Below are 19,952 nucleotides of genomic sequence, written 5' to 3' on the forward strand. Positions count from 1 at the left end.
AGTTTATTCTTTTTATTTGACACATTTTGATATAATATATATTTTATAATCCATAAAATTGCGTTAATATTATAAAAAACAATTTATTTTTAATATAAAAAAACAATTATTTTTAATAATTTCGATTTATTTTATATAATATACCATATATTGTGAAAGAATATAATTTTTTTATAATTTGTGACAATAAAATACAAAAAAATAGAATAGTAATTTATACTATTCTACTTAATTTTTTCATAATATTATTTTTTACTTTACTTAAATTATTTTATATTTTGAATGATAAAATCTATAACTTCTTCATAAGTTGGCATTTCTCCTTTTCTTGGAATAGTATCTTGAAACGCTTTTTGTTCTGTTGTAGGATTTTTAAAAGCGGTTTCAATAGCTATTTTCATTTCTTGTTTTACTTTTCTATCAGAAGTGTTGTACTCTAATGCTAGTTCTTTACAAACAATATCAAATTTTCTTTTTGACATATTTATATCATATCTCCTTTTATTTTTATCATTTGTTTAAAAATCGAAATAAAAAAGTCCCATTATTTGATTTAATTTTTTCCAGTGCAATATCTGATATTTCATCACAATCCCTATGCCAAAAAGGGCGAACACTTCTTGTTATAGCTAAATTAGTAGACAAATATATTAAGAACATAACGCCATATATTTGTACTGCGGTTTTTATGTGCAGCATAATGTTTTTTTGCTGCATTTTTTCTTTTAATCTTTTAAACATTCTAACCACTCCTTTTCAAAAATTTTATAAGTAAATGGTAATATATTGATTGTTTGAGATATGATTGCAATTAAAATAATATTAGCATATACTGTTTTATGAAATATTTGTAATACAGTAGAAACAGCAATTAATATCATCAATATCAATATAGTCATTGCTTTTAATGGAATATATTGTTTTGCTCCAATTGGTCTTGGCTTCATACCTGCTGGTGCATATTTCAATAACAACAAAAAACATATTATATATGTGGCTATTCTTACAACATGATATATATTGATATGTAATGCGAAATAAGTACCTCCTATATAAATTAGAAAACCCCATGCTGCACAACTTATATCATGAGAAAGGTGAATACCAAAAGAATACATTCTTAGTGCACCATAAGCACACATACAAACAATAACTGGAAATAACATATTCATCCAATAAGCAATTAAAAATAATAAAACTGTTTTAGGTAAATTCAAAAGCAATATTTCTACACCATTTTTCACTGCAATACATTGCTGAGGTGTTTTATTTTCTAATCCTTCTATAAAAAAATTAGATATTTTATCAATGATTATTTTTATCATAAACACCTCCAATTTCTACCATTTGAATATACACTTCATCAATTATATTTGTTGCAATATTTACATTGGGATATTTCCCTACGATTTCTTTAGCAATGTGTAATCCTTTCCCAAAAGATTGTTTTTGTATCTTTACATGATTTGAATGAAGCGAATTACTAATTTTAAAAATCAATTTGTCCTGCATTTTTGTAATGAGTATATGAATCAATCCATTTTTTTGATTTGCGGTTTCTTCTAAAGCATTTTCTATATAAATATTTAATATTTTAAATAAATCTATCTCATTCATACCTATATTTAATATAGGTTGGTCTAACTCTAATTTAAAATCAATGTGATATTGTTCTGCATCAGAAGCACATTGCAAAAGTAAATCTTTTAATAAGGGGTTGCTAACAAAACGAATCATTTCTTTTGTTTTTTGTTCTGAAAGAGATTTTTGAACAGGAAGTATATTTTTTTCTAATGCTGATTTAAAACTTTCTATATCATTTGTTTCTAAATATTTATTACAATATTTTAACAGTCTAACAAAATAATGTTTTAATCTTATAATTTCATCAAAACGATTTTTTTCTATTTTATAAAATTGATTTTTTAGTTCATAGTCATAGCATATCGTTTCTAGTTTTTTAATATAACATACTGCAATATATAAGCCAACAATACAAATAACAAAGAAAATGCAAATAACAGCATAGTTTTCTTGTTTTATATCATATAGTAATATAGGCAATAACAATGTAGTAAAAATGAAAAAACACATTAGAAAAATATTGATTATAATAATTCCTTTTCTACTTTTTAATTCTGTCTGTAAAATACGACCATTTTGATGTTTTATCAGGAATACACTTGATAGTAATAGTACACATATGTAGTATGTATTATAAGCAATAGAATGATAATATTCTGTTACTTTATGAAAGCACAAAAATAATATGCTACCAAAAAATAATATATCTATAACAAATAAATTGAAAATAAATAATACAGATAAAATACTTTTTTGAAGTTCCTTTCTTTTTTGATACATCAATAAAACCATAATAGGTATCATGCAGTATAATGATAAAAAGGCATAATGATAGAAAAAGAAATTAAGAAATAGGTCTATGCCAAAACAGGAAATAAAAACAGCTCTTTTTTTAATGTCATAATGAGAAAAAAATATACTTAGAACAACCGCTTGCACGAAACAATTTATTGCTGTGGTTTTATCCATTGTTCTAACTCCTTTTTGTGTAAGTAGGAATAGTAGCAAACTCTGTTATTTTCTAAAAATATCTGTTTTGTTTGAATATCAATTCGTTTGATTTTATGCTTGTTTACAATATAACTTGCATGACAACGTAAAAATCTATCATCTAATGTTTTCATCACTTTAACTAAACTACCCATAAATGTAATCATGCCATTACTATACTCTAAACATATCTTTTTACTATTCTTTAATCTTTCAAAAAAGTAAATGTCTTGATATAAAATGCGATTATGCCCTAACATATGATTGTAGCAATAAAAAGAATTTTTAGAAAAATCCATCATAATAGATTGTAATGTTTGAAACAATTCTGTTTTAAAATGTTTTTTAGATTTATAAATAACGTTATATGCGATAAGTTTCAATTCTGTGTTGTACTTTATATATTCAGTATACATTGTCATAAATATGATTTTATCTCTTGGGTTTTTTTCATGAATTGTCTTTGCTAATGAAATACCCTCTGTTTCATTATCAATTAAAATGTCTAACAGAAAAATAGCGGAACTGCTTTTTTGCAATATAAAATTTTTTATTAAAAATGGGTCATCTGATACCAATTTTATAAAAAAATCCGTAGCATAAATTTTGTTAAATTCATCAATTAGCCTTTTACAAAGCATTTGCATTTTGTGATTATCCTCAAATATAACGATATTCATTACATTATGCTAAGTTCCTTTGCTATAATTTTTTTACTGATTTCATAATATGGCTTATTGTTTATCAAAAGAAAAAGTGAAGTAGAAAAAGACTGTAGACAATTTTCTAATATTTTTTTAAGAACTTCATCCATATTGTCTGCTGTTATACTGTCTACTGTTAGCTTTTTACAAATCATAAATTCATTTGTTTTATAATATAGCATTTCCAAAAATATCATATCAGAATAATCTAAAAAAATATCATATTGTTTTAGATTTTCTTTGATTGCTTCTTTCCATATGTTTTTTTCTGCTTTATATCGTACATTAGAATTTCCGATTAAATAATCAACTGATACTTGTAAAAAGTTTGCTAATTTCATTAAATCACTTATATTAGGCTGATTTTTTCCACTTTCATAATTTGCGATGGCAGTATATCCATAATTTAGCTTAGAAGCCAATTTTGCTTGTGTGATTTTTCTCTCTTTTCTTAGTTCCTTCAATCTTGTTTTAAACTTCAATAAAAGCTACCTCCATTTATAAAAATCAATTATTTTGTCACAATATATATATTATTATATTGGATAAAATTCATTTGTCAACTGTTATATATCAATTAAATATGGTTATAAGCAAATTATTAAAATATTTTTATAGTTAGTGTAAAAATAATTATATATAAGCATATTAACTAATAGATTTATTCAAATATCTTTTCTATGTAATGTATAATATAGTATTTTTTACGGAAATAGTTCGTTTTTATACAGCCATAAATCACACTTTTTTTAAGCATAAAAGTAATATTTATGACAAAGGAGAAATTTACAATGTTTGACTATGAATTATTTTGTAAAAAAGTGAAAACTATAAGAAAATTAAAAGGATATAATAGATTGCAAATGTCTATTCAAGCAAATATTCAGTATGAGTATTATTGTAGAATTGAAAAAGGAAAAGCAATTCCTAATTTTAAATCTGTGATTTATATTGCTAATGCACTTCATGTTAATTTAAGTGAATTACTTTCAAATACAAAAGACTATAATGAAGATATTAGTCTGTTAAATATCACATCAAATATTAAAAAAATAGACAATTTATATTTAGCAAATATATGTTATGAAATATTAGTTTTAATAAAAAATAAGGATGTGCAATAATTATGATTGATTATAACAAAGTTGTAGTAGGAAGACAAATTGCATTTTATCGCCAACAAAAACATTTGACACAAAAACAACTAGCAGAGGCTGTAGGAATGTCTGTTAGCTATTTAAGTGAAATAGAGTGTGGTAGTGGGTCTGAAAATAGTTCTATTAGTATGAAAAACATTTGTAATATTGCTAAAGTGTTGGAAGTTCCTCTTGATGTGTTAGCTGATACAAATATAGAATATCCAGGTAGTAAATTTCCTATAGCAAATGCTATTTTAAATGAACTACCATCTTTAACGCCAGGACAATTAGAATTATATGATAAGCTCATTTCTATTATTGTTAAATAAGAAATTTTTTAATATAAAATACTTGTACTTATTTGTAAAACCATAAAAATAAGTATAAGTATTTTTTATTTTTTTATATTTTTTAATGAATATTATTTCAAAAATTTTTTCTAGTATTTTCTTTTCTGTAGTTTTTTAATTTGTTTTTGAAATTTCTTTAATTTCTTTTGTTGTTCTTTAGAAATTTTCTTTTTATAATCTTCTGCTATTGGCAAATAATACTTTTTAAATTCTTCCCATAATACTGTTTTATAATTATCGGATACTTCGTCTTTTGTCAAATATTTGCGTTCTTCTATTTTTTTCAATTCATCTTGAGTAAATTCTTCGGAAGCAGTTTTCACATCTTCATCAAATTCTGGAGAGAAAACCCATTCCCATAGTTCTTCAGCTCTTTTTCTGATTCGTGCCTTTTTTTTTCTATCTTCAATCTTCTCTTTAATCTTCTCTTTTGTCTTTTCTTTAAACACTTTATTCTCCTTATTTTGTAATATATTTTAAAAAATGTTCAATTTCTTATTTAATATTTTTAAAACTTTTTTACATAATTTATTTTGTATTAATTTCTCTCAAAAAGGCAAATCTAAATTTAATATATATTTTAACTTGAATTTATATATACAAAAACAAGTTTTAACCATTATAAACCTAAATTAAAATTCTTACAAGGGAATTTTTGAAAATTTTTTTGATGAGGTGTTTTTTATGTTTGATTATGCAAATTTTTCAAAAAATATTAAATTCTATAGACAAGAATTAGGTTATTCTCAAGAAATGTTTGCTGAAAAAATTGGAATTGCATACAAATATTTAAGTGAAATTGAAAGAGGTATTTCAAAACCTTCTGTTTCAACTGTAATTAATATATTAAATGGTTTTCATTTAACATTAGAAGAATATCTAAGCAGAGATTTGAAAAATGAAACTATTTCTAAAAATATAGAAATACAAAAAATACTTTCCTATGTTGACTCTCTTAATTTAACTGAATATCAAAAAAATTTTTTACTGGATATTATTGATATTATTAATGAAGGTAGGTATTAAAATGGAAATAGATAAAAAATTAATTGGAAATAAAATACGACTTTTAAGAGAAAGCAAGGGTTGGACACAAGAAGATTTAGGTTTGAAAATTGGTATGAAACAAAGTAATGTTGCAACAATAGAAAAAGGTCGAAAATTTATAAGTATGGATAAGGTTTATAAAATATTAGAAGTTTTTAATATTTCATTCGACTATTTATTTAAAGATGTTTTAATTGCTCTGCAAAACTCAGAAGCAGATGATTTATTTCATACTACACTTAAAAGTAATTTAAGTGTAATGAAATTTGAAGATTTAAAGATGACAAGAAAATTAATACAAAAAATTTATGATTCTCCACAATTTAATTCTCAAGAACAAGAACCACCTCAATAAGAAATATAGAAAAAATTTTTAATTGCTTTTTAAAAAAATATATGCTACAATAAAAAAAGAAAAGCACCCACTCCAAAAGTGGATGCCTCTAGATAGAATAACTGTCCTTACGGACACCGCCTATCCTGTTTGCAGACAGGATAGGCATTTTTAATGCTTATTTCTCTTGTCGAGAAAGGCAAGAAACGCAATGACAAAACCGCCAAAGGTAAATAACAAAGTTAATATACCTATAAACGTTGAAATAATTTCAAAAGCAGTCATACACGTCACCCCCTCTCCTATGTAATTGTAAAACAAAGAAGTAGGAGGCAGCCACCCTGTCATGGGTACTTTTCTATGGCTTTCGCCATGTTAATACTATATCATTTTCACTTCTTTCTTTCAACATTTTTTTCATTTTTTATTTTTCATATTATGTTGTTATTCACAAATTTTATTTTTAAAAAATAATATAAATATATCATTTTTTTGAAATAATCAGAATCTATTTTTTAAAAAGATAATTAAAATTTTTTTATCTATTTTTCAAGACAATAAAATAAACTAGTAATAATTGGTATCACTAAAAATCTGCATACAAATATAGTTCTGCACCGATTGCAAGCAGGGGAAAGGGATATCCCTTTCCACGCTTGTTGGGGAATGCCCCAAACCCCTAGTACAAATTTTTTTAAAATTTGTAGAACGCCTTCGGCGTGGCTAAGAACAAAAAACGCAAATAAAAAAAGAGGGAAAACAACATCAAATTGTTTTCCCTCTTTTTATATTTCTTGGTCTTTTTCTGAGCTTTTTTGTTTGGTTTGGAGCAGTTTATCCATGTTTTGCTTTGCTGTTTGATACTCCAGCATTTCCTTTTTTGCTGTTGTATATTGTTGATAAAGCTGTTGTTTTTCTGCTAATAAATTTTGATATTGTTGCTGTAATTCCTTTGCTTTTGGCAGCTTTTTTTGATTGGTTTTTTCAAAAAATGCTTTTGCTTTTTCGTGCTTTATGATGTCCTCGTTATGCTCTTTTTTGAAATTTTGTTTGTCTTTTGTTTTCTGATATTGCTTATAAATATCAATGGTTCTAGCGTAATAAATGATATTTGTCTTTAACTCCAAAACCTCTTTTATTTGCTTTTCTTTTTGTTTTAATTGATTAGATATTTCATTAAATTGCTTTGTGCTATTCTGTACTTGTTGCTCTAATTTTTGATAATCTACATTATTTTCTGTTAAAAAATTTACGGTATTTGCTGCTTGTTTTACATTAAATATTTTTGCCCATTGTTCATAAGCTGCACCTTTTCCATCTTTCTTTTTTTGCTCTATATCAATAAAGGAAGTGATACTTTTTTTATTTGTTTTTTCAGTTTTTTCTTTTGACTGCTGTAATTTTATTTTTTCTGCAATGGCAGTTTCAGTATATTCTGCACCCAAAGTTTTCATTCTTGTAAAGCGATTTTGTCCGACTGCTCTGAATGAAATTTGTTTTCCTTGTTTCACTTCATAACCTTGTTTCCTTATATTTTCAATAAAATCTTCAAAATTTTTGCTTTGTGGAATCATTTCATCTATGGTACTTTTTAATGTTTGTTTCCAACTTTTATTTTCTTTTTTTGCTTTCCATTCTGCATATTGTTTGCCTTTTTGTTGCGGTTCTTTTATAGTAGATAGACAATGTTTCTTACAAATTTTATCACTTAATTTTTGTGCTGATATTCCCCATCGCTTATAAGCATTAAACTTATGTGTACAATCCAATGAAGTGCTATTAATTTCTATATGATTATGAATATGATTTTTATTTGTGTGTGTAGAAATCACAAATTGATGTTCTCCTTTTGTAAATTCATAGGCAAATTGATAACCAATTTCATGTGCTTTTTGTGGTGTAATTTCTTCTGGTTTAAATGACTGCATAAGCATATAACTGATATTGTCTTTATCTTTTGGCTGACTTCTTTTTGTTATCATTTCATACATTTTTTTGCTGATTAAAAATTCTTCTGTTGCTGTTTCTGGGTTGCACTCGTAAGCACTCACAAGCAATCCATTTTGTGTTTTTTCTGGATTTTTAGCATAATCAATATGAAATTGAATACATTCTTTCAATGTTTGATTTTTAGAAATATGTCTGTTGCTAAAGTGAACTACTGCCATATGTTCACCTCTTTTTTATGAAAATTGATTTAATATTTGTTCTACAGAACACCAAATTTTTTGATAGTGTTGTTGTAATTCTTTCATTTCTTCTGCATAAAAATTGCCTGTTTCATTTGTTCTTTTTGCAATCTGATTGATATTGTTGGATATGGAACGAAGCAAAATGACAAGTTCTTGTATGCTATTCATATCTACAGAAATGATATAGCCTTCTGTTGCCATTTTTCTTAAATATCCTCTCATATTGTTTGTGTTAGCTGATTTCATTTTTTCATGAATGATATTTTTTTCTTGTTCAGAAACTTTAGTATAAAGTCCTATAGTTCTTTTTTGCATTATAACATCACCTCTTTTTGTTTTTTGATTTCTGTTGTATTTTCTTTTGGTTTAAAACTGTTTAGTGCAGTTAATATAGATGGCTTTTTTACTTCTGACTGTATTTCATTTTGCTGTTTTGGTTCTGCTATTGTGTCAAAATTTTTCTGATTTTCTTGTTTTTCTTCTGCTTTGCTTTCTGCTTTTTCTGCATTTTGTTGACTTTGTGATGTAGAATTTCTTGGCTGTTCCATATCCAATTCTGCATTTAACTCTGCTAATCTTTTACTTTTTTGTTTTAATTCTTCCTCCTGTAAAAAAGGCTTTTCTATTTCTATTTTTGTTTTTTCCACTTCGGAATGTATTTGTTGTAGCTTTTCTTTTTGCTTTTCTAACAAACGAGGAATATTATCTATAGCATTGTTTATCCTTGTAATATTTCCAAGAGCGTCTTCGCCTAACTCTATTCTGTAGTTGTTTGCTTGTTCCAGAGTGATTTCAAAATGCTTTCCCTGAAAACTTAATTTCATGTCAAAACCTTTGTAATTCCCTATAGAAAGTGATTGCTCTGTAGTTGTAATTGTTTTACAAAGAGAAAGAATTTTTTCTCCAGCTTCTTTTTTTTCTATAAAATTTCTTTGTTGCAATGTCATAGAAAAATCATTTTCCTGTCTGGGATATTGTTGCAATATTGTAGTAGCTTGTTCTAATCGTTCTATTGTTTGTTCAGTATTTTTTATCATTTCAGGATAATGTATTGCAATTTTATCTTGTAAATAATATAGTTGTGAAGTATGGTTTGCTTTTAAAAGTTTTAGCTTATTGACCTGTACATCTAAGTCCATTTTCTCTTTGATTCGTTTATCACCAGTTGTAAGAGATTTAATTTCTGCATACGAAAGAGTGGTACTGTCAATATCTTCTGCGGAACGAGCAGGATTTTTAGAAGTCATAACCTGTCCTATAAAACGCTGTTTGTTTTCAATTAGTGTCCAGTTGTACGAATCAAATGTATCTTTTGTTACATATCGAAATATATTTACTTTTTGGTTTTCATTTCCTTTTCTAGAAATTCTACCCATGCGTTGCTCCAGGTCAGCGGGTCGCCACGGACAATCTAAATCGTGCGAAGCAATCAACTTTTTTTGTATATTTGTACCTACACCTAATTTAGAAGTGCTACCAAATAACACACGTACTTTTCCCTTTCTTACTTTTGAAAAGAGTTCTTCTTTTTGTATTTCTGTTTTCGCATCATGAATAAAAGCAATCTCTTTTTCTGGTATGCCTTTTGCTATCAATTTCTTTTTCATATCATCATATACATTAAAATTACCATCATAGTGAGGCGTGGACTGGTCACAAAACACGATTTGTGTTCCTTTTACTTCATTACTTTTCTGCCATACTTCAAATACATTTTTGACACAAGCATTTACTTTACTGTTGGGGTCATCAGGTAAAAGGGTGTTCATGAGTCTTTGGTCAAGTGCTAATTTTCTACCATCATTTGTTATAGAAAGTAAATTATCTATTTTGACATCTACTTGTCGCTTTCTAACTTTGTCTGCCCTTTCTCCCAACTTTTTTACCATATCTTTTTGTATTTGACTTGGCTCTGTCTGCACTGTAATATATTCCACTTCTGGAACAGGAAGTTTTAGCATATCCGCTGTTTGTATGTCTGTCGCTTCTTTCCACAAATTCATCAATTCAGGAAGGTTATAAAATCTTGCAAAACGGGTTTTGAAACGAAATCCTGTTCCTTCTGGAGCAATTTCCAGTGCAGTTACTTTTTCTCCAAAGTCTGCTGCCCAGCAATCAAAAAATGTCATGTTATTCTGTTCTAACATATCATATTGCAAATATTTCATCATAGTGTATAATTCCGTTATGGAATTCGATATAGGCGTTCCTGTTGCAAATGTAATGCCTTTGCCTTCTGTTATTTCATCTAAATAGTGACATTTCGCATACATATCACTTGATTTTTGTGCCTCTGTTTGAGAAATTCCTGCTACATTTCTCATTTTTGTATATAAAAAAAGGTTCTTATAGTTATGACTTTCATCAACAAATAACCTGTCAATGCCCAATTCTTCAAATGTAATCACATCATCTTTTTTAGTATCATCATTTAATTTTTCTAATTTTGCTTCTAAATTTTTTTTGGTTTTTTCTAACTGTTTTATTTGAAAGCGTTCTGCTCTTTCAGCTGTTAATTCTTTTATACCGTTTTCTATATCGTCTAATTGCTGTTGTATATTTTGCTTTTGCCTTTGTTTTGATAGAGGAATTTTTTCAAACTGTGTATGTCCTATAATAACAGCGTCATATTCTCCGGTAGCAATACGAGAACAAAACTTTTTTCTGTTGAGCGGTTCAAAATCTTTTTTTGTTGCAACTAATATATTTGCACCTGTATAGAGTTGTAAAAATTCTCTGCCCCATTGTTCTGTTAAATGATTAGGTACAACAAACATACTTTTTTGACAAAGCCCCAATCTTTTGCTTTCCATTGCTGCCGCTGCCATCGTGTACGTTTTCCCTGCTCCTACACAGTAGGCGAGTAGTGTATTTTGTCCATAAAGTACACGAGCCACACCATTTTTTTGGTGTGGCTGCAATGTAATTTCAGGGTTCATTCCTACAAAAGTAATATGACTGCCATCATATTCTCGTGGTACAGTAGAATTGAATATTCTATTATATTTTTCGCAAAGTGTTCTTCGTCTTTCAGGGTCATTCCATATCCATTCTTGAAATGCCTGCTCCATTGCTTCCTGTTTTTGTTGGGCAATGGTAGTTTCTTTGGTATTTAATACTTTTTTCTCTCCATCATTCTCTCTTATTGTGTCATATATTTTAATGTCTTGTTGATTGAGTGTTTTTTCAAATATGGTATAGGCACTTATTCTAGTTGTACCATATGTTACAGTAGCATGAGTATTGTTAGAATCTACGCTTTTTCCTTTGATATTCCACGTATTTGTAACACTGGAATACATTACATCAATATCAAACGTTTTGTACATGGGTGTTTCAAGCAATTCAAATAAGAACTGTTTATAATATTCTGGCTCTATCCATGATGTAGCAATACGCACTTCAATTTCTGACACTTCTAAATCTTTTGGTTGTACTTTTTCCAATGCTGTCACATTGCTTTCAAATTCGGGATATAATTCAGCCATTTTTTGTGCCTGCTTTAATTTCCTTCTGACATTGCCAGACAAATATTCATCTGCTGTTTGCCAGCCAACATATTTATTTTCTGATATTGTACCACTTTGAGGTGTTTTAAATATAATTCCCTTTAAATCGTTTATTACTTGTTCTATTTTTTCACTTCCACCCATCAAACTCGCCATGAAACCAATATCTATACAAGCCTTTTCTGATATAGATACTGCAAGTGCGTCTATGGCAGTATCTACATGAGTAATTGGCTCATATTTTTGTATAGTTCTTTTGGTAAACATATCTGCTTTTCTTTCCAGTTTTCCATATTCGTCAATGATTTCCAAAGAACAGAGTAGGGGATAAGAGGAGTCTTTTTGAAATAATTTTTTATTTACCTTGCCATTGATAACACCATATTTTTTATAAAAAATATCGTAAATATGGTTTAAATGCTGTTGTTCTGATTGAATTTCTTGCTCATTTTCTCCATTTAATTGCAAGTCAATCAATTTTCTTGTACTATCTCTGATTTCTAAAAGCCCTTTTACTCTTTCTTTTTCAGTATCTTTTAATGGAACAGCATACATCAAGTGATTTTCTCTGAAAAAAATATCTTCTTTTCCTTCCACGATTGTATAACTAAAATTTCTAACACTTTCATCAGCAGGTAATGTTTCAATTTCTTCTTCTAATTCTTCTATTTCAACTGTTTGAAATAATGTTTTGTTAGGCAAAGAAATATGTGTCATTGCTTGTTTTAATTGTTGTTCTAATATTGCACCATCAATAGGAATACAAGCAGTTTCTTTTTCATTGCCATACATATTATTCCAATAAACCATTTGCCCCAATATCATATGTGGATTTTCTACAAAATAATTGTTTACTGTAATACCATTTTCCAATGTTCCTATCTGTACCCAACTTGGTTGTTTTTCTAGCGGTGTTTCTCTTTTTTGCAAAAATAATATGTCTGTTGTCACTTCTGTACCTGCATTTTCAAAAAAAGCATTGTTAGGCAATCTAATTGCCCCTAACAAATCTGCTCTTTCTGATAAATACTTTCGTACACTATCATTTTCTTTGTCTAATGTTCCTTTACTTGTGATAAATGCAATAATACCACCTGTTTTTACCTTATCTAATGTTTTGGCAAAAAAATAGTCATGTATCAAAAAGTTGTGTTTATCATACTTTTTATCCATGACTTTATAACTGCCAAAAGGTACATTACCTATTGCTATATCAAAAAAGTTATCTTCAAAATTTGTTTTTTCAAAACCATTTATTGTAATATTTGCCTTTTGATAAAGTTGTTTTGCAATTCTGCCTGTTATACTGTCCAACTCTACACCATACATAGAAACATCTTTCAAACTTTGAGGAGCAAGCCCAAAAAAGTTACCAATACCACAAGAAGGCTCTAACACATTTTTGAATGGTAAATCCATATTTTCAATGGCTTGATACATTGCTTTTATTACAACAGTATTGGTATAATGGGCATTTAATGTACTTGCTTTTGCTAGTTTATATTCTTCTGGTGAAAGTAACTCTTTTAATTCTGCATATTCTTTTGCCCATTTTCCATTTTGACTGTCAAATGCTTCAACAAGTCCTCCCCAGCCAACATACTTAGAGAGAATTTGTTGCTGTTCTGTATTTGCAAGTTTATTTTCTGTTTCTAATTCTTTCAATAAACGAATTGCTGCTACATTTTGCTGATATTTTGTTTTTTTACCTCCTGAAATGCTAAAATCATCAGTAATATGAAAATTTATCTTTTCTGTTTTTTGTTTTTGTTGTGTTTCTGTACTATTAACAGTTTGTTTTTCTGCCATTTTTTGAATTTGTTTTATTTCAATTTCTTTTTGTTGTTTTTCTATGTGCTCCCTAACAAAAGAAATTTTCTCATTTCTGAATAGAGGAAACCAGCCTTTTACTTGTGTATCAAGCAAACTAATTGTTCCGCTTTTAAAATCAATGCTATCCAATTTGAATAATTGATTATCAATTTCAATTTCATTTATCAAAGGAATATATTCTTTTTTATCTGTCAAAAGTATTTTTTGTTTTTGTAATATTATTTTTATTTCATCTAATGATAAAGGTGTTTTTAAAGCAATACTTTCTTCCATATTTTGAATGGTTTCTCTGCCTAGCTGTTCAGCAATACTTTCAGCATCTTTTCCATAAAATTGATAAAATCCTTCTATATCCACACCAATGAAATAATCAGTATATTTTTGCTTTAAGTCATCATATCGCAATAACTCCTCCGACTTTTGCTGTAGAGGTTGTATATACAACGTTTGTGATTGCTCTGTTTCTTCAATGGATATGTTATACTCTTGCGATTGCTCTGTTTCTTCAGTGGATATGTTATACTCTTGTGATTGTTGTGATTGTTGTGGCTCTAAAATATCATTATTTTTATTGTTTTCTTCTGTATTAGACTGTTGTAAAGGCTCGTTTTCTTCTTTCTGCTGCTGTATATATAATGCTTGCGATTGTTCATTTTCTTCAGTGGATATTTTATACTCTTGTGATTGTTGTGGTTGTAAAATATCATTATTTTTATTGTTTTCTTCTGTATTAGATTGTTGTAAAGGCTCGTTTTTTTCTTCCTGCGGTTGTATATACAATGTTTGTGATTGTTCTGTTTCTTCATGAGGTATTTTATGTTCTTGTGATTGCTGTAAATCAAGTGAAAGTTGTTCTACATTTTTTTCTGCAACAAAAAAAGCAGAACTTTGTTGTTGTTCTGCTTTTTCTATATTTTCCGTTTGTTGTTTTATAGTAGGAATATTATGAACTTTTTTCTGTATTTTTAATAGTAGTGCAACTGCTCTTTGTATAAAATCCCATGGCAAAAGAGATTGAGAAATTTTATTGTTTTTGTTTTCACTCCAATAGAATAGCCCATTTTGATGATATTCAAAACCAATCTGTACACCATTGATGTCTGTTTGTAATGTTTCATTTTTGTATGCTGTTTTTAAAAATTCCGCTCTTTCGCTTTCGTCTATATGATATTGAAAATAATCTACAATTTCTTGCCAATCCTTTTTTAAAAACACACTCTGTTCTAAACAGCCTAATACAAATTCTTTGGTATAACTATGTACAAATTGGGGAAGTTTTTTAATTTTATTCGTTTGCTCTAAATGTATATCATTTCCTGTCTGACGATTTCCTCTGCTCTCTGACGAATGTTGTTCATTTTCTGTACCCATTCCATTTGATTTTCGGCTTTCAATTTCTCTGTTACGCCCTCTGTTTTCATCATTTCTTCTATCAGATTGTCCTCGTACTGTTGTGCTGTTTCGTCTACTTCCAGAAGGTAATTCCAAAGTTTGTCCATTAGAAGCATGGAGTTGTATTTGCCCCTGTTTGTCTTTTTGAGATATTCTCCCCTCATCAAGCCGTATTTGCCCAGCTCCCTGTCGTCCTCCTCGTTGTCCATCTCCAAATCTGGTATGAGGTAATCTCCCACTTTGATATAATTCAGTTCTGCCATTTTCAAAACTCCCTTCTTTTATTTCAGTTTCACGCTTTAAAGTGTTAAATTGTTCTTTATATTGATTATATTCTTTTTTTTGAGATATTGCAATAGATTTTTCGACTGTTTTGATTGTTTTTTCTATATTTCTTAATACATCATTTGAAATTTCATTCACAGCCGTTCCCAAATGGTGCAACATTTCAGGTGTGGTAAACATCATAATATTTTGCAAATCTTTATCAGAAATATATTTGCTTGTATCAATGCCACATCTATGCAACAATATATATTGCACACTTGCTATACAAACCTCTCTAAAAATATTTTGTGCCTGCTGTTCGCCTAATTCTCCTAAATAGGTATCTTCTAAATTTGGTAGCATATTTTTAAAATATTGGTTATCATGAGTGTCTACCATAGAAACTGCTATTTCCATAAGCCTTTTTGCTATGTCTTTTTGTTCTGTATTGCCTTCATATTGTTCCAACATAGCAAGTACATTTTCATGATGTCTTTGCTCCATTTTCCATAAATAAGGTGTTTTACTGATTTTAGTGGTTATCGTATCTTCTAATGCAAAAACGTAAGTTAAATAAGGTTTTTGATTTTTTTCTCGAATGAGTGCAATGCCTTTTGAACCAGATTTTACCCATCTTAACATTTTTTTGTTCCATATCGGTATGGTAGCACAAGCAGTGCAGTCTGGTCTTTGAGCGTGTATCATAATCTGGTCGTCAAAAGAGTATTTATAAAATTGACTTGCTGTGTTTAAATAGCTTTTCCAATTTTCAATATTACTTGTTACAGTGTCACTTGTTTCTTGCGACAGCTCTATCATTTTTTTGGTTTTGTTGAATTTTTCCCACATAGTTATGCTCCTTTCTTAAATCTACATACAATAAAAAAAGCGAATGAATTACTTCAATAAATAAATATAGTGAATTCATTCGCTTACTGTTTTAATTTTTTCTTTCTCTCATTTTTTCTAATATTTGTTTTCTTTTTTCCGATGGTTGTCTTGGTGGAGTAATTTTCAGCCACTTTTTAGGAAGTGTGTAGGTAACAGCACCATCATTGTTTTCTTTTTCATATATTACTTTGTTCGGATAATTTTTACAAAGTTCCTCCAATTTTTTTTGATAAGCTCTATTATAAGTAAATATTGTTGCATTTTTTTCTTTTTCATTCATAATAAATATCGTTTCTTGCTCCAAAAGGCTTAATTTTGCCATAAGCATACCTACCTTTCTTTATTTTTACAAAAAAATAGAACATATAGATTGATTTTCTATATGCTCTATCACTATTTTTTAATTATCCTAATAAATTAACTTTTAGTCACCTTTCCTTTTTAAAAGTGTTTTCCATGTATCATGTGTTAGAAAACTGCTTTTTGCTTTTTCCTCCATAATACAAAATCTTCTATATGGAATACTAAAAGATAGTAAATCTTTATCAATACATTTTCTGGCTGATGGGTCAGTTAATCCTATGGTACAAATATCTTTTCCATTGTCTTGATTTGCTAAGGAATATAAAAATGTTTGAGCACATCCTGCACCAAATTTTATTTCAACATTATCTTGTGTTGGTTTATCATAATTTGCTAATGTAACAAGTGCTGATAATTCATCTGCGTTTACAAGAAAGATAACAGCATGAGGAATTTCATATTCATTCAGCAGATTGTAAGGTTTTAATACAATAAACTTTTTAGATTCAATAGAAGGTAGCCCATTTATAAATGTACGAGCAAGTTCTGGAGATTCCTTATAATATTCTCCTTCTTTATTTTCTTTTCCACCAGTCGAAAGAAAGTATTCTATTTTTCCAAGTTGAAATGGTTTAAATCCAGTTCCAGATTTGCCACCTGGGCATCCAATTGTTTCTTCTGATAAAGCAGATATTTTTCCTTGAGATGCTACATTTAAAAGAGCTATAACACAACCTTTATTTCCTTCTTTAAACATCAATGCTTGTTCTGGTTTTTGATTTGTTCTAATCAAAGCAACAGGCATTCTACTACATTTTAATAATTCTGCAATTTTGCTAGTCATTGATATTTCCCCCAAAACTTTTGATTTATATTGCTAATAGCATTCACAATTACGTTTCTTTTTCAGCTCTATTTTTATTACATCATCTAAACAAACTAAGAAATAACGATTTTTATTCTGCATCAACATTCAATGTTTCGATTAAAAAACTTACAGGACGAAATCCATCATTGCAAGAAATCATAGCAGATTTTTTATTTTTCATCCAACCATTATACAGATTTTCACCGCCATGAGCAAGTGTCATTACAAATGCTGACATACTCTCCCATGCACTTTCACAAAATCCTTCTGGTTTTTGCCAGCCATTTGCAATAAATACTTGTCCCTCTTTCATATCACAAGCATGAGAAATTGGATTTTCATACTTTTCTATCAAATCTGTATAATGTGCTATTTTCATAACGGTGATTTTTACCTTTTTCAATTTATTCCCTCCATAAATCAAATTTCTATTGCCAATATCATACTACAATTATGTTTCTTTTTCTATTACATTTTTAGCTGGAAACTCCAATTTAAAGACAACACACTTTTCTCCAGTATATTGCATGACCACAGTTGCATTATAATATCTGTCTTTTTTCTCTGAATACAATTCTGTCATTTTTACTCTGCCTTTATTTAAAAATTCTACTGCAAGCTGTTTTGTAAATGTTTTTCTTTTTGAAGTGAAAAATAAATTGTCTTTCCATAATGTAAAATGACAAGGGGGATTGTCTTTGTAACCTGAACAATAATAATTTTTTTGTCCTTCGTATACAGCTCTGCCACAACGAGGACATTTTCCTATGATTTCTTTTTCTGTAGAAATGCTTTTAAGTAAATCACTATTCTCATAACTTTTTACTAATTCTGCAAGCATTGTTTCAATTTCTTGCATAAAGTTTTGTGACAAAATATTGTTCTTTTCAATTTCTTTTAATTTACTTTCCCACTCTGCTGTTAATTTTGCTGATTTTATGGTTTGTGGAACGACTTCTATCAAATCAAATCCTTTTTGAGTAGGCAATATTTGTTTTTGATTTCTTTCTGCAAATCCACATTTTATCAGCTTTTCAATAATACCAGCACGAGTAGCAGGTGTGCCTAAGCCTTTTTTCTTTGCATTTTCTATTTGTTTGAACTCCTCTGCACTTGCATTTTCCATAGCAAGTAAAAGCGTATCTTCTGTAAAATGTTTAGGTGGTGCAGTCATACCTTCTTTAATGCTGGATTTTACACCTTTTATTTGCTGTCCTTTTTCCAAATTTGGCAATAGGATTTCACTTTCTTTTTTGTTTTTTTCTCTTAATGTTTTTTGAAATACCTCTAAAATCTCTTTCCAGCCTTTTTGTAAAATATTTTTTGCATTTGCTTTAAAAATTGTTTTTTCACATTCCAATAAAATACTTGTTTCCGCATAACAATATGTTTCTCCTACAGCAATCAACAAACGATATAGCAAAAGTTTTACTATATTTCTCTCACCAGCAGGCAATTCTGATAAATTGGCTGTTTCTATTGATTTTGTAGGCAATAAAGCATGATGGTCACTTACTTTACTACTATCAACAATATTTTCTATATTTTGTGCTGTTATTTCAATACCTATTTTTTGAGAAATTACAGTAATTAATTCTGTAATACTTTCCTTCATGTCCTCTGTGATGTAATTGCTGTCTGTACGAGGGTATGTTGCTAATTTTTTTTCATATAATGCTTGCAAATATTCGAGTGTTTGCTGTGCGGTATAACCATAAATTTTATTTGCTTCTCTTTGCAATGTTGTCAAATCATATAATTTAGGCGGGTTTTCTGTTTTTTGTTTTTGTTCTATAGACTGTACAACAGCAGTTTTTCCCAGACACTTTTGTTTTACTTTTTCAGCGTCTGTTTTACTTTCTATTTTTTCGCTGATAGCACAAAAATCAACACAGTCAATTTCTACTTGATAAAATTTTTGTTTTTGAAAGCTACTGATTTCTTTTTCTCTTTCTGTTAAAAAGGCGAGAGTAGGGGTCATGACTCTACCAACATTTAAAGTTTTGTGATAAAGACATGAAAAAAGTCGACTTGCGTTAATACCAATTAACCAGTCGGCTTTTGCTCTGCACAATGCAGCATGATATAAACTATCATATTTTTGACTATTTTCTAATTCTGCCATACCTTTTACTATGGCACTGTCCTCTAGTGATGAAATCCAAAGTCTTTTGACAGGCTTTTTACAGTTGCATTTTTGATATACTAATCTAAATATCAATTCTCCTTCTCTACCTGCGTCTGTAGCACAAATCAATTCTGTGACTTCTTTTTTTGCCATAAGCTCTTTTAATATTTCAAACTGTTTTTTTGTACTAACATTTACAATATATTGCCACTCTTGTGGAATGATGGGTAAATCCTGATAATTCCATTTAGAATATTTTGCATGGTAGGTATCTGCTGACGCAAGCGACACCAAATGTCCTACACACCATGATACAATGTAATCCTTTGCTATGATATAACCGTTTTTATTGTTTGTAACGCCTAACACTTTTGCAATACTTTCTGCAACACTTGGTTTTTCTGCAATAATCAATCTCATA

Annotated in this window: 20 protein-coding genes; 4 read left to right on the forward strand and 16 right to left on the reverse strand. The window is 28.7% G+C overall.

From position 1 onward, the window contains the following. Positions 1-266: 266 nt before the first annotated feature. The 6 genes from C820_RS06105 to C820_RS06130 are packed head-to-tail and all read right to left on the reverse strand — an operon-like array spanning position 267 to position 3,760. Positions 267-482 (reverse strand): sporulation initiation factor Spo0A C-terminal domain-containing protein, encoded by a 216-nt coding sequence (locus C820_RS06105; RefSeq protein ID WP_004037202.1) that lies wholly within the window; start codon positions 480-482, stop codon positions 267-269. Between the two features lie 28 nt (positions 483-510). Further along, positions 511-741 carry a hypothetical protein gene (locus C820_RS06110; RefSeq protein ID WP_004037201.1) on the reverse strand — a complete coding sequence of 77 codons (231 nt, stop codon included), beginning with the start codon at positions 739-741 and terminating at the stop codon, positions 511-513. Next, the gene (locus C820_RS06115; protein WP_004037200.1) at positions 726-1,325 is read right to left on the reverse strand and encodes an accessory gene regulator ArgB-like protein; all 600 of its coding nucleotides are present in this window, start codon (positions 1,323-1,325) and stop codon (positions 726-728) included. The genes C820_RS06110 and C820_RS06115 overlap by 16 nt, the downstream gene beginning before the upstream one ends. Continuing rightward, positions 1,306-2,553 carry a GHKL domain-containing protein gene (locus C820_RS06120; RefSeq protein WP_004037199.1) on the reverse strand — a complete coding sequence of 416 codons (1,248 nt, stop codon included), beginning with the start codon at positions 2,551-2,553 and terminating at the stop codon, positions 1,306-1,308. The genes C820_RS06115 and C820_RS06120 overlap by 20 nt, the downstream gene beginning before the upstream one ends. Next, a complete protein-coding gene (locus C820_RS06125; protein WP_004037197.1) occupies positions 2,532-3,254 on the reverse strand; it encodes a LytR/AlgR family response regulator transcription factor in 723 nt (240 codons plus the stop codon). The genes C820_RS06120 and C820_RS06125 overlap by 22 nt, the downstream gene beginning before the upstream one ends. Beyond that, on the reverse strand, positions 3,254-3,760 hold the full coding sequence (locus tag C820_RS06130; RefSeq protein ID WP_004037195.1) for a helix-turn-helix domain-containing protein: 507 nt from the start codon (positions 3,758-3,760) through the stop codon (positions 3,254-3,256). Before C820_RS06130 ends, C820_RS06125 begins: the two co-directional genes overlap by 1 nt. 309 nt (positions 3,761-4,069) lie before the next feature. On the opposite strand from C820_RS06130, the gene C820_RS06135 reads away from it, so the two are divergent. Continuing rightward, positions 4,070-4,402 carry a helix-turn-helix domain-containing protein gene (locus C820_RS06135; RefSeq protein WP_004037193.1) on the forward strand — a complete coding sequence of 111 codons (333 nt, stop codon included), beginning with the start codon at positions 4,070-4,072 and terminating at the stop codon, positions 4,400-4,402. A gap of 2 nt (positions 4,403-4,404) precedes the next feature. Beyond that, positions 4,405-4,746 (forward strand): helix-turn-helix domain-containing protein, encoded by a 342-nt coding sequence (locus C820_RS06140; protein ID WP_004037190.1) that lies wholly within the window; start codon positions 4,405-4,407, stop codon positions 4,744-4,746. A 110-nt stretch (positions 4,747-4,856) separates the two neighbouring features. Here C820_RS06140 and C820_RS06145 read toward each other — a convergent pair whose 3' ends face one another. After that, complete coding sequence (locus tag C820_RS06145) at positions 4,857-5,216, reverse strand: hypothetical protein (RefSeq protein ID WP_004037188.1); 360 nt, start codon at positions 5,214-5,216, stop codon at positions 4,857-4,859. Positions 5,217-5,451: 235 nt separating this feature from the next. Here C820_RS06145 and C820_RS06150 point away from each other — a divergent pair, with 235 nt between their 5' ends. Both C820_RS06150 and C820_RS06155 read left to right on the forward strand, forming a co-directional pair. Next, the gene (locus tag C820_RS06150) at positions 5,452-5,793 is read left to right on the forward strand and encodes a helix-turn-helix domain-containing protein (RefSeq protein WP_004037186.1); all 342 of its coding nucleotides are present in this window, start codon (positions 5,452-5,454) and stop codon (positions 5,791-5,793) included. Position 5,794: 1 nt separating this feature from the next. After that, positions 5,795-6,169, forward strand: coding sequence for a helix-turn-helix domain-containing protein (locus tag C820_RS06155; protein ID WP_004037180.1), 375 nt, complete (start codon positions 5,795-5,797; stop codon positions 6,167-6,169). 150 nt (positions 6,170-6,319) lie between these two features. On the opposite strand, the gene C820_RS14655 is transcribed toward C820_RS06155, so the two are convergent. From C820_RS14655 to C820_RS06195, 9 genes are all read right to left on the reverse strand, one after another. After that, on the reverse strand, positions 6,320-6,433 hold the full coding sequence (locus C820_RS14655) for a putative holin-like toxin (protein ID WP_502799866.1): 114 nt from the start codon (positions 6,431-6,433) through the stop codon (positions 6,320-6,322). 500 nt (positions 6,434-6,933) lie between these two features. Continuing rightward, complete coding sequence (locus C820_RS06160) at positions 6,934-8,316, reverse strand: relaxase/mobilization nuclease domain-containing protein (protein ID WP_004037175.1); 1,383 nt, start codon at positions 8,314-8,316, stop codon at positions 6,934-6,936. 15 nt (positions 8,317-8,331) lie between these two features. Further along, complete coding sequence (locus tag C820_RS06165) at positions 8,332-8,655, reverse strand: plasmid mobilization protein (protein ID WP_004037174.1); 324 nt, start codon at positions 8,653-8,655, stop codon at positions 8,332-8,334. Continuing rightward, positions 8,655-15,053, reverse strand: coding sequence for a helicase-like domain-containing protein (locus C820_RS14575; protein ID WP_353477519.1), 6,399 nt, complete (start codon positions 15,051-15,053; stop codon positions 8,655-8,657). Before C820_RS14575 ends, C820_RS06165 begins: the two co-directional genes overlap by 1 nt. Next, positions 14,981-15,337 (reverse strand): TnpV protein, encoded by a 357-nt coding sequence (locus C820_RS06175; RefSeq protein ID WP_083863562.1) that lies wholly within the window; start codon positions 15,335-15,337, stop codon positions 14,981-14,983. Before C820_RS06175 ends, C820_RS14575 begins: the two co-directional genes overlap by 73 nt. Positions 15,338-16,281: 944 nt before the next feature. Beyond that, positions 16,282-16,554 (reverse strand): hypothetical protein, encoded by a 273-nt coding sequence (locus C820_RS06180; RefSeq protein ID WP_004039096.1) that lies wholly within the window; start codon positions 16,552-16,554, stop codon positions 16,282-16,284. A 102-nt stretch (positions 16,555-16,656) separates the two neighbouring features. Beyond that, positions 16,657-17,379: a DUF169 domain-containing protein gene (locus C820_RS06185; protein ID WP_004039095.1), complete on the reverse strand. Its 723-nt coding sequence runs from the start codon at positions 17,377-17,379 to the stop codon at positions 16,657-16,659. Positions 17,380-17,491: 112 nt separating this feature from the next. Beyond that, positions 17,492-17,806: a TIGR04076 family protein gene (locus C820_RS06190; RefSeq protein WP_004039094.1), complete on the reverse strand. Its 315-nt coding sequence runs from the start codon at positions 17,804-17,806 to the stop codon at positions 17,492-17,494. A gap of 48 nt (positions 17,807-17,854) precedes the next feature. Then, positions 17,855-19,951 (reverse strand): DNA topoisomerase 3, encoded by a 2,097-nt coding sequence (locus C820_RS06195; protein WP_004039093.1) that lies wholly within the window; start codon positions 19,949-19,951, stop codon positions 17,855-17,857. Position 19,952 lies beyond the last annotated feature (1 nt).

This window comes from Clostridium sp. MD294, assembly GCF_000364165.2.
GTDB lineage: Bacteria > Bacillota > Clostridia > Lachnospirales > Anaerotignaceae > Coprocola.

Coding starts and splice junctions, on each gene's coding strand:
- C820_RS06120 (WP_004037199.1), bottom strand. CDS start 2,553: ATGGATAAAACCACAGCAATAAATTGTTTCGTGCAAGCGGTTGTTCTA.
- C820_RS06175 (WP_083863562.1), bottom strand. CDS start 15,337: ATGGCAGAACTGAATTATATCAAAGTGGGAGATTACCTCATACCAGAT.
- C820_RS06140 (WP_004037190.1), top strand. CDS start 4,405: ATGATTGATTATAACAAAGTTGTAGTAGGAAGACAAATTGCATTTTAT.
- C820_RS06150 (WP_004037186.1), top strand. CDS start 5,452: ATGTTTGATTATGCAAATTTTTCAAAAAATATTAAATTCTATAGACAA.
- C820_RS06135 (WP_004037193.1), top strand. CDS start 4,070: ATGTTTGACTATGAATTATTTTGTAAAAAAGTGAAAACTATAAGAAAA.
- C820_RS14575 (WP_353477519.1), bottom strand. CDS start 15,053: ATGGGTACAGAAAATGAACAACATTCGTCAGAGAGCAGAGGAAATCGT.
- C820_RS06165 (WP_004037174.1), bottom strand. CDS start 8,655: ATGCAAAAAAGAACTATAGGACTTTATACTAAAGTTTCTGAACAAGAA.
- C820_RS06160 (WP_004037175.1), bottom strand. CDS start 8,316: ATGGCAGTAGTTCACTTTAGCAACAGACATATTTCTAAAAATCAAACA.
- C820_RS06125 (WP_004037197.1), bottom strand. CDS start 3,254: ATGAATATCGTTATATTTGAGGATAATCACAAAATGCAAATGCTTTGT.
- C820_RS06115 (WP_004037200.1), bottom strand. CDS start 1,325: ATGATAAAAATAATCATTGATAAAATATCTAATTTTTTTATAGAAGGA.
- C820_RS06185 (WP_004039095.1), bottom strand. CDS start 17,379: ATGACTAGCAAAATTGCAGAATTATTAAAATGTAGTAGAATGCCTGTT.
- C820_RS06105 (WP_004037202.1), bottom strand. CDS start 482: ATGTCAAAAAGAAAATTTGATATTGTTTGTAAAGAACTAGCATTAGAG.
- C820_RS06110 (WP_004037201.1), bottom strand. CDS start 741: ATGTTTAAAAGATTAAAAGAAAAAATGCAGCAAAAAAACATTATGCTG.
- C820_RS06195 (WP_004039093.1), bottom strand. CDS start 19,951: ATGAGATTGATTATTGCAGAAAAACCAAGTGTTGCAGAAAGTATTGCA.
- C820_RS06155 (WP_004037180.1), top strand. CDS start 5,795: ATGGAAATAGATAAAAAATTAATTGGAAATAAAATACGACTTTTAAGA.
- C820_RS14655 (WP_502799866.1), bottom strand. CDS start 6,433: ATGACTGCTTTTGAAATTATTTCAACGTTTATAGGTATATTAACTTTG.
- C820_RS06180 (WP_004039096.1), bottom strand. CDS start 16,554: ATGGCAAAATTAAGCCTTTTGGAGCAAGAAACGATATTTATTATGAAT.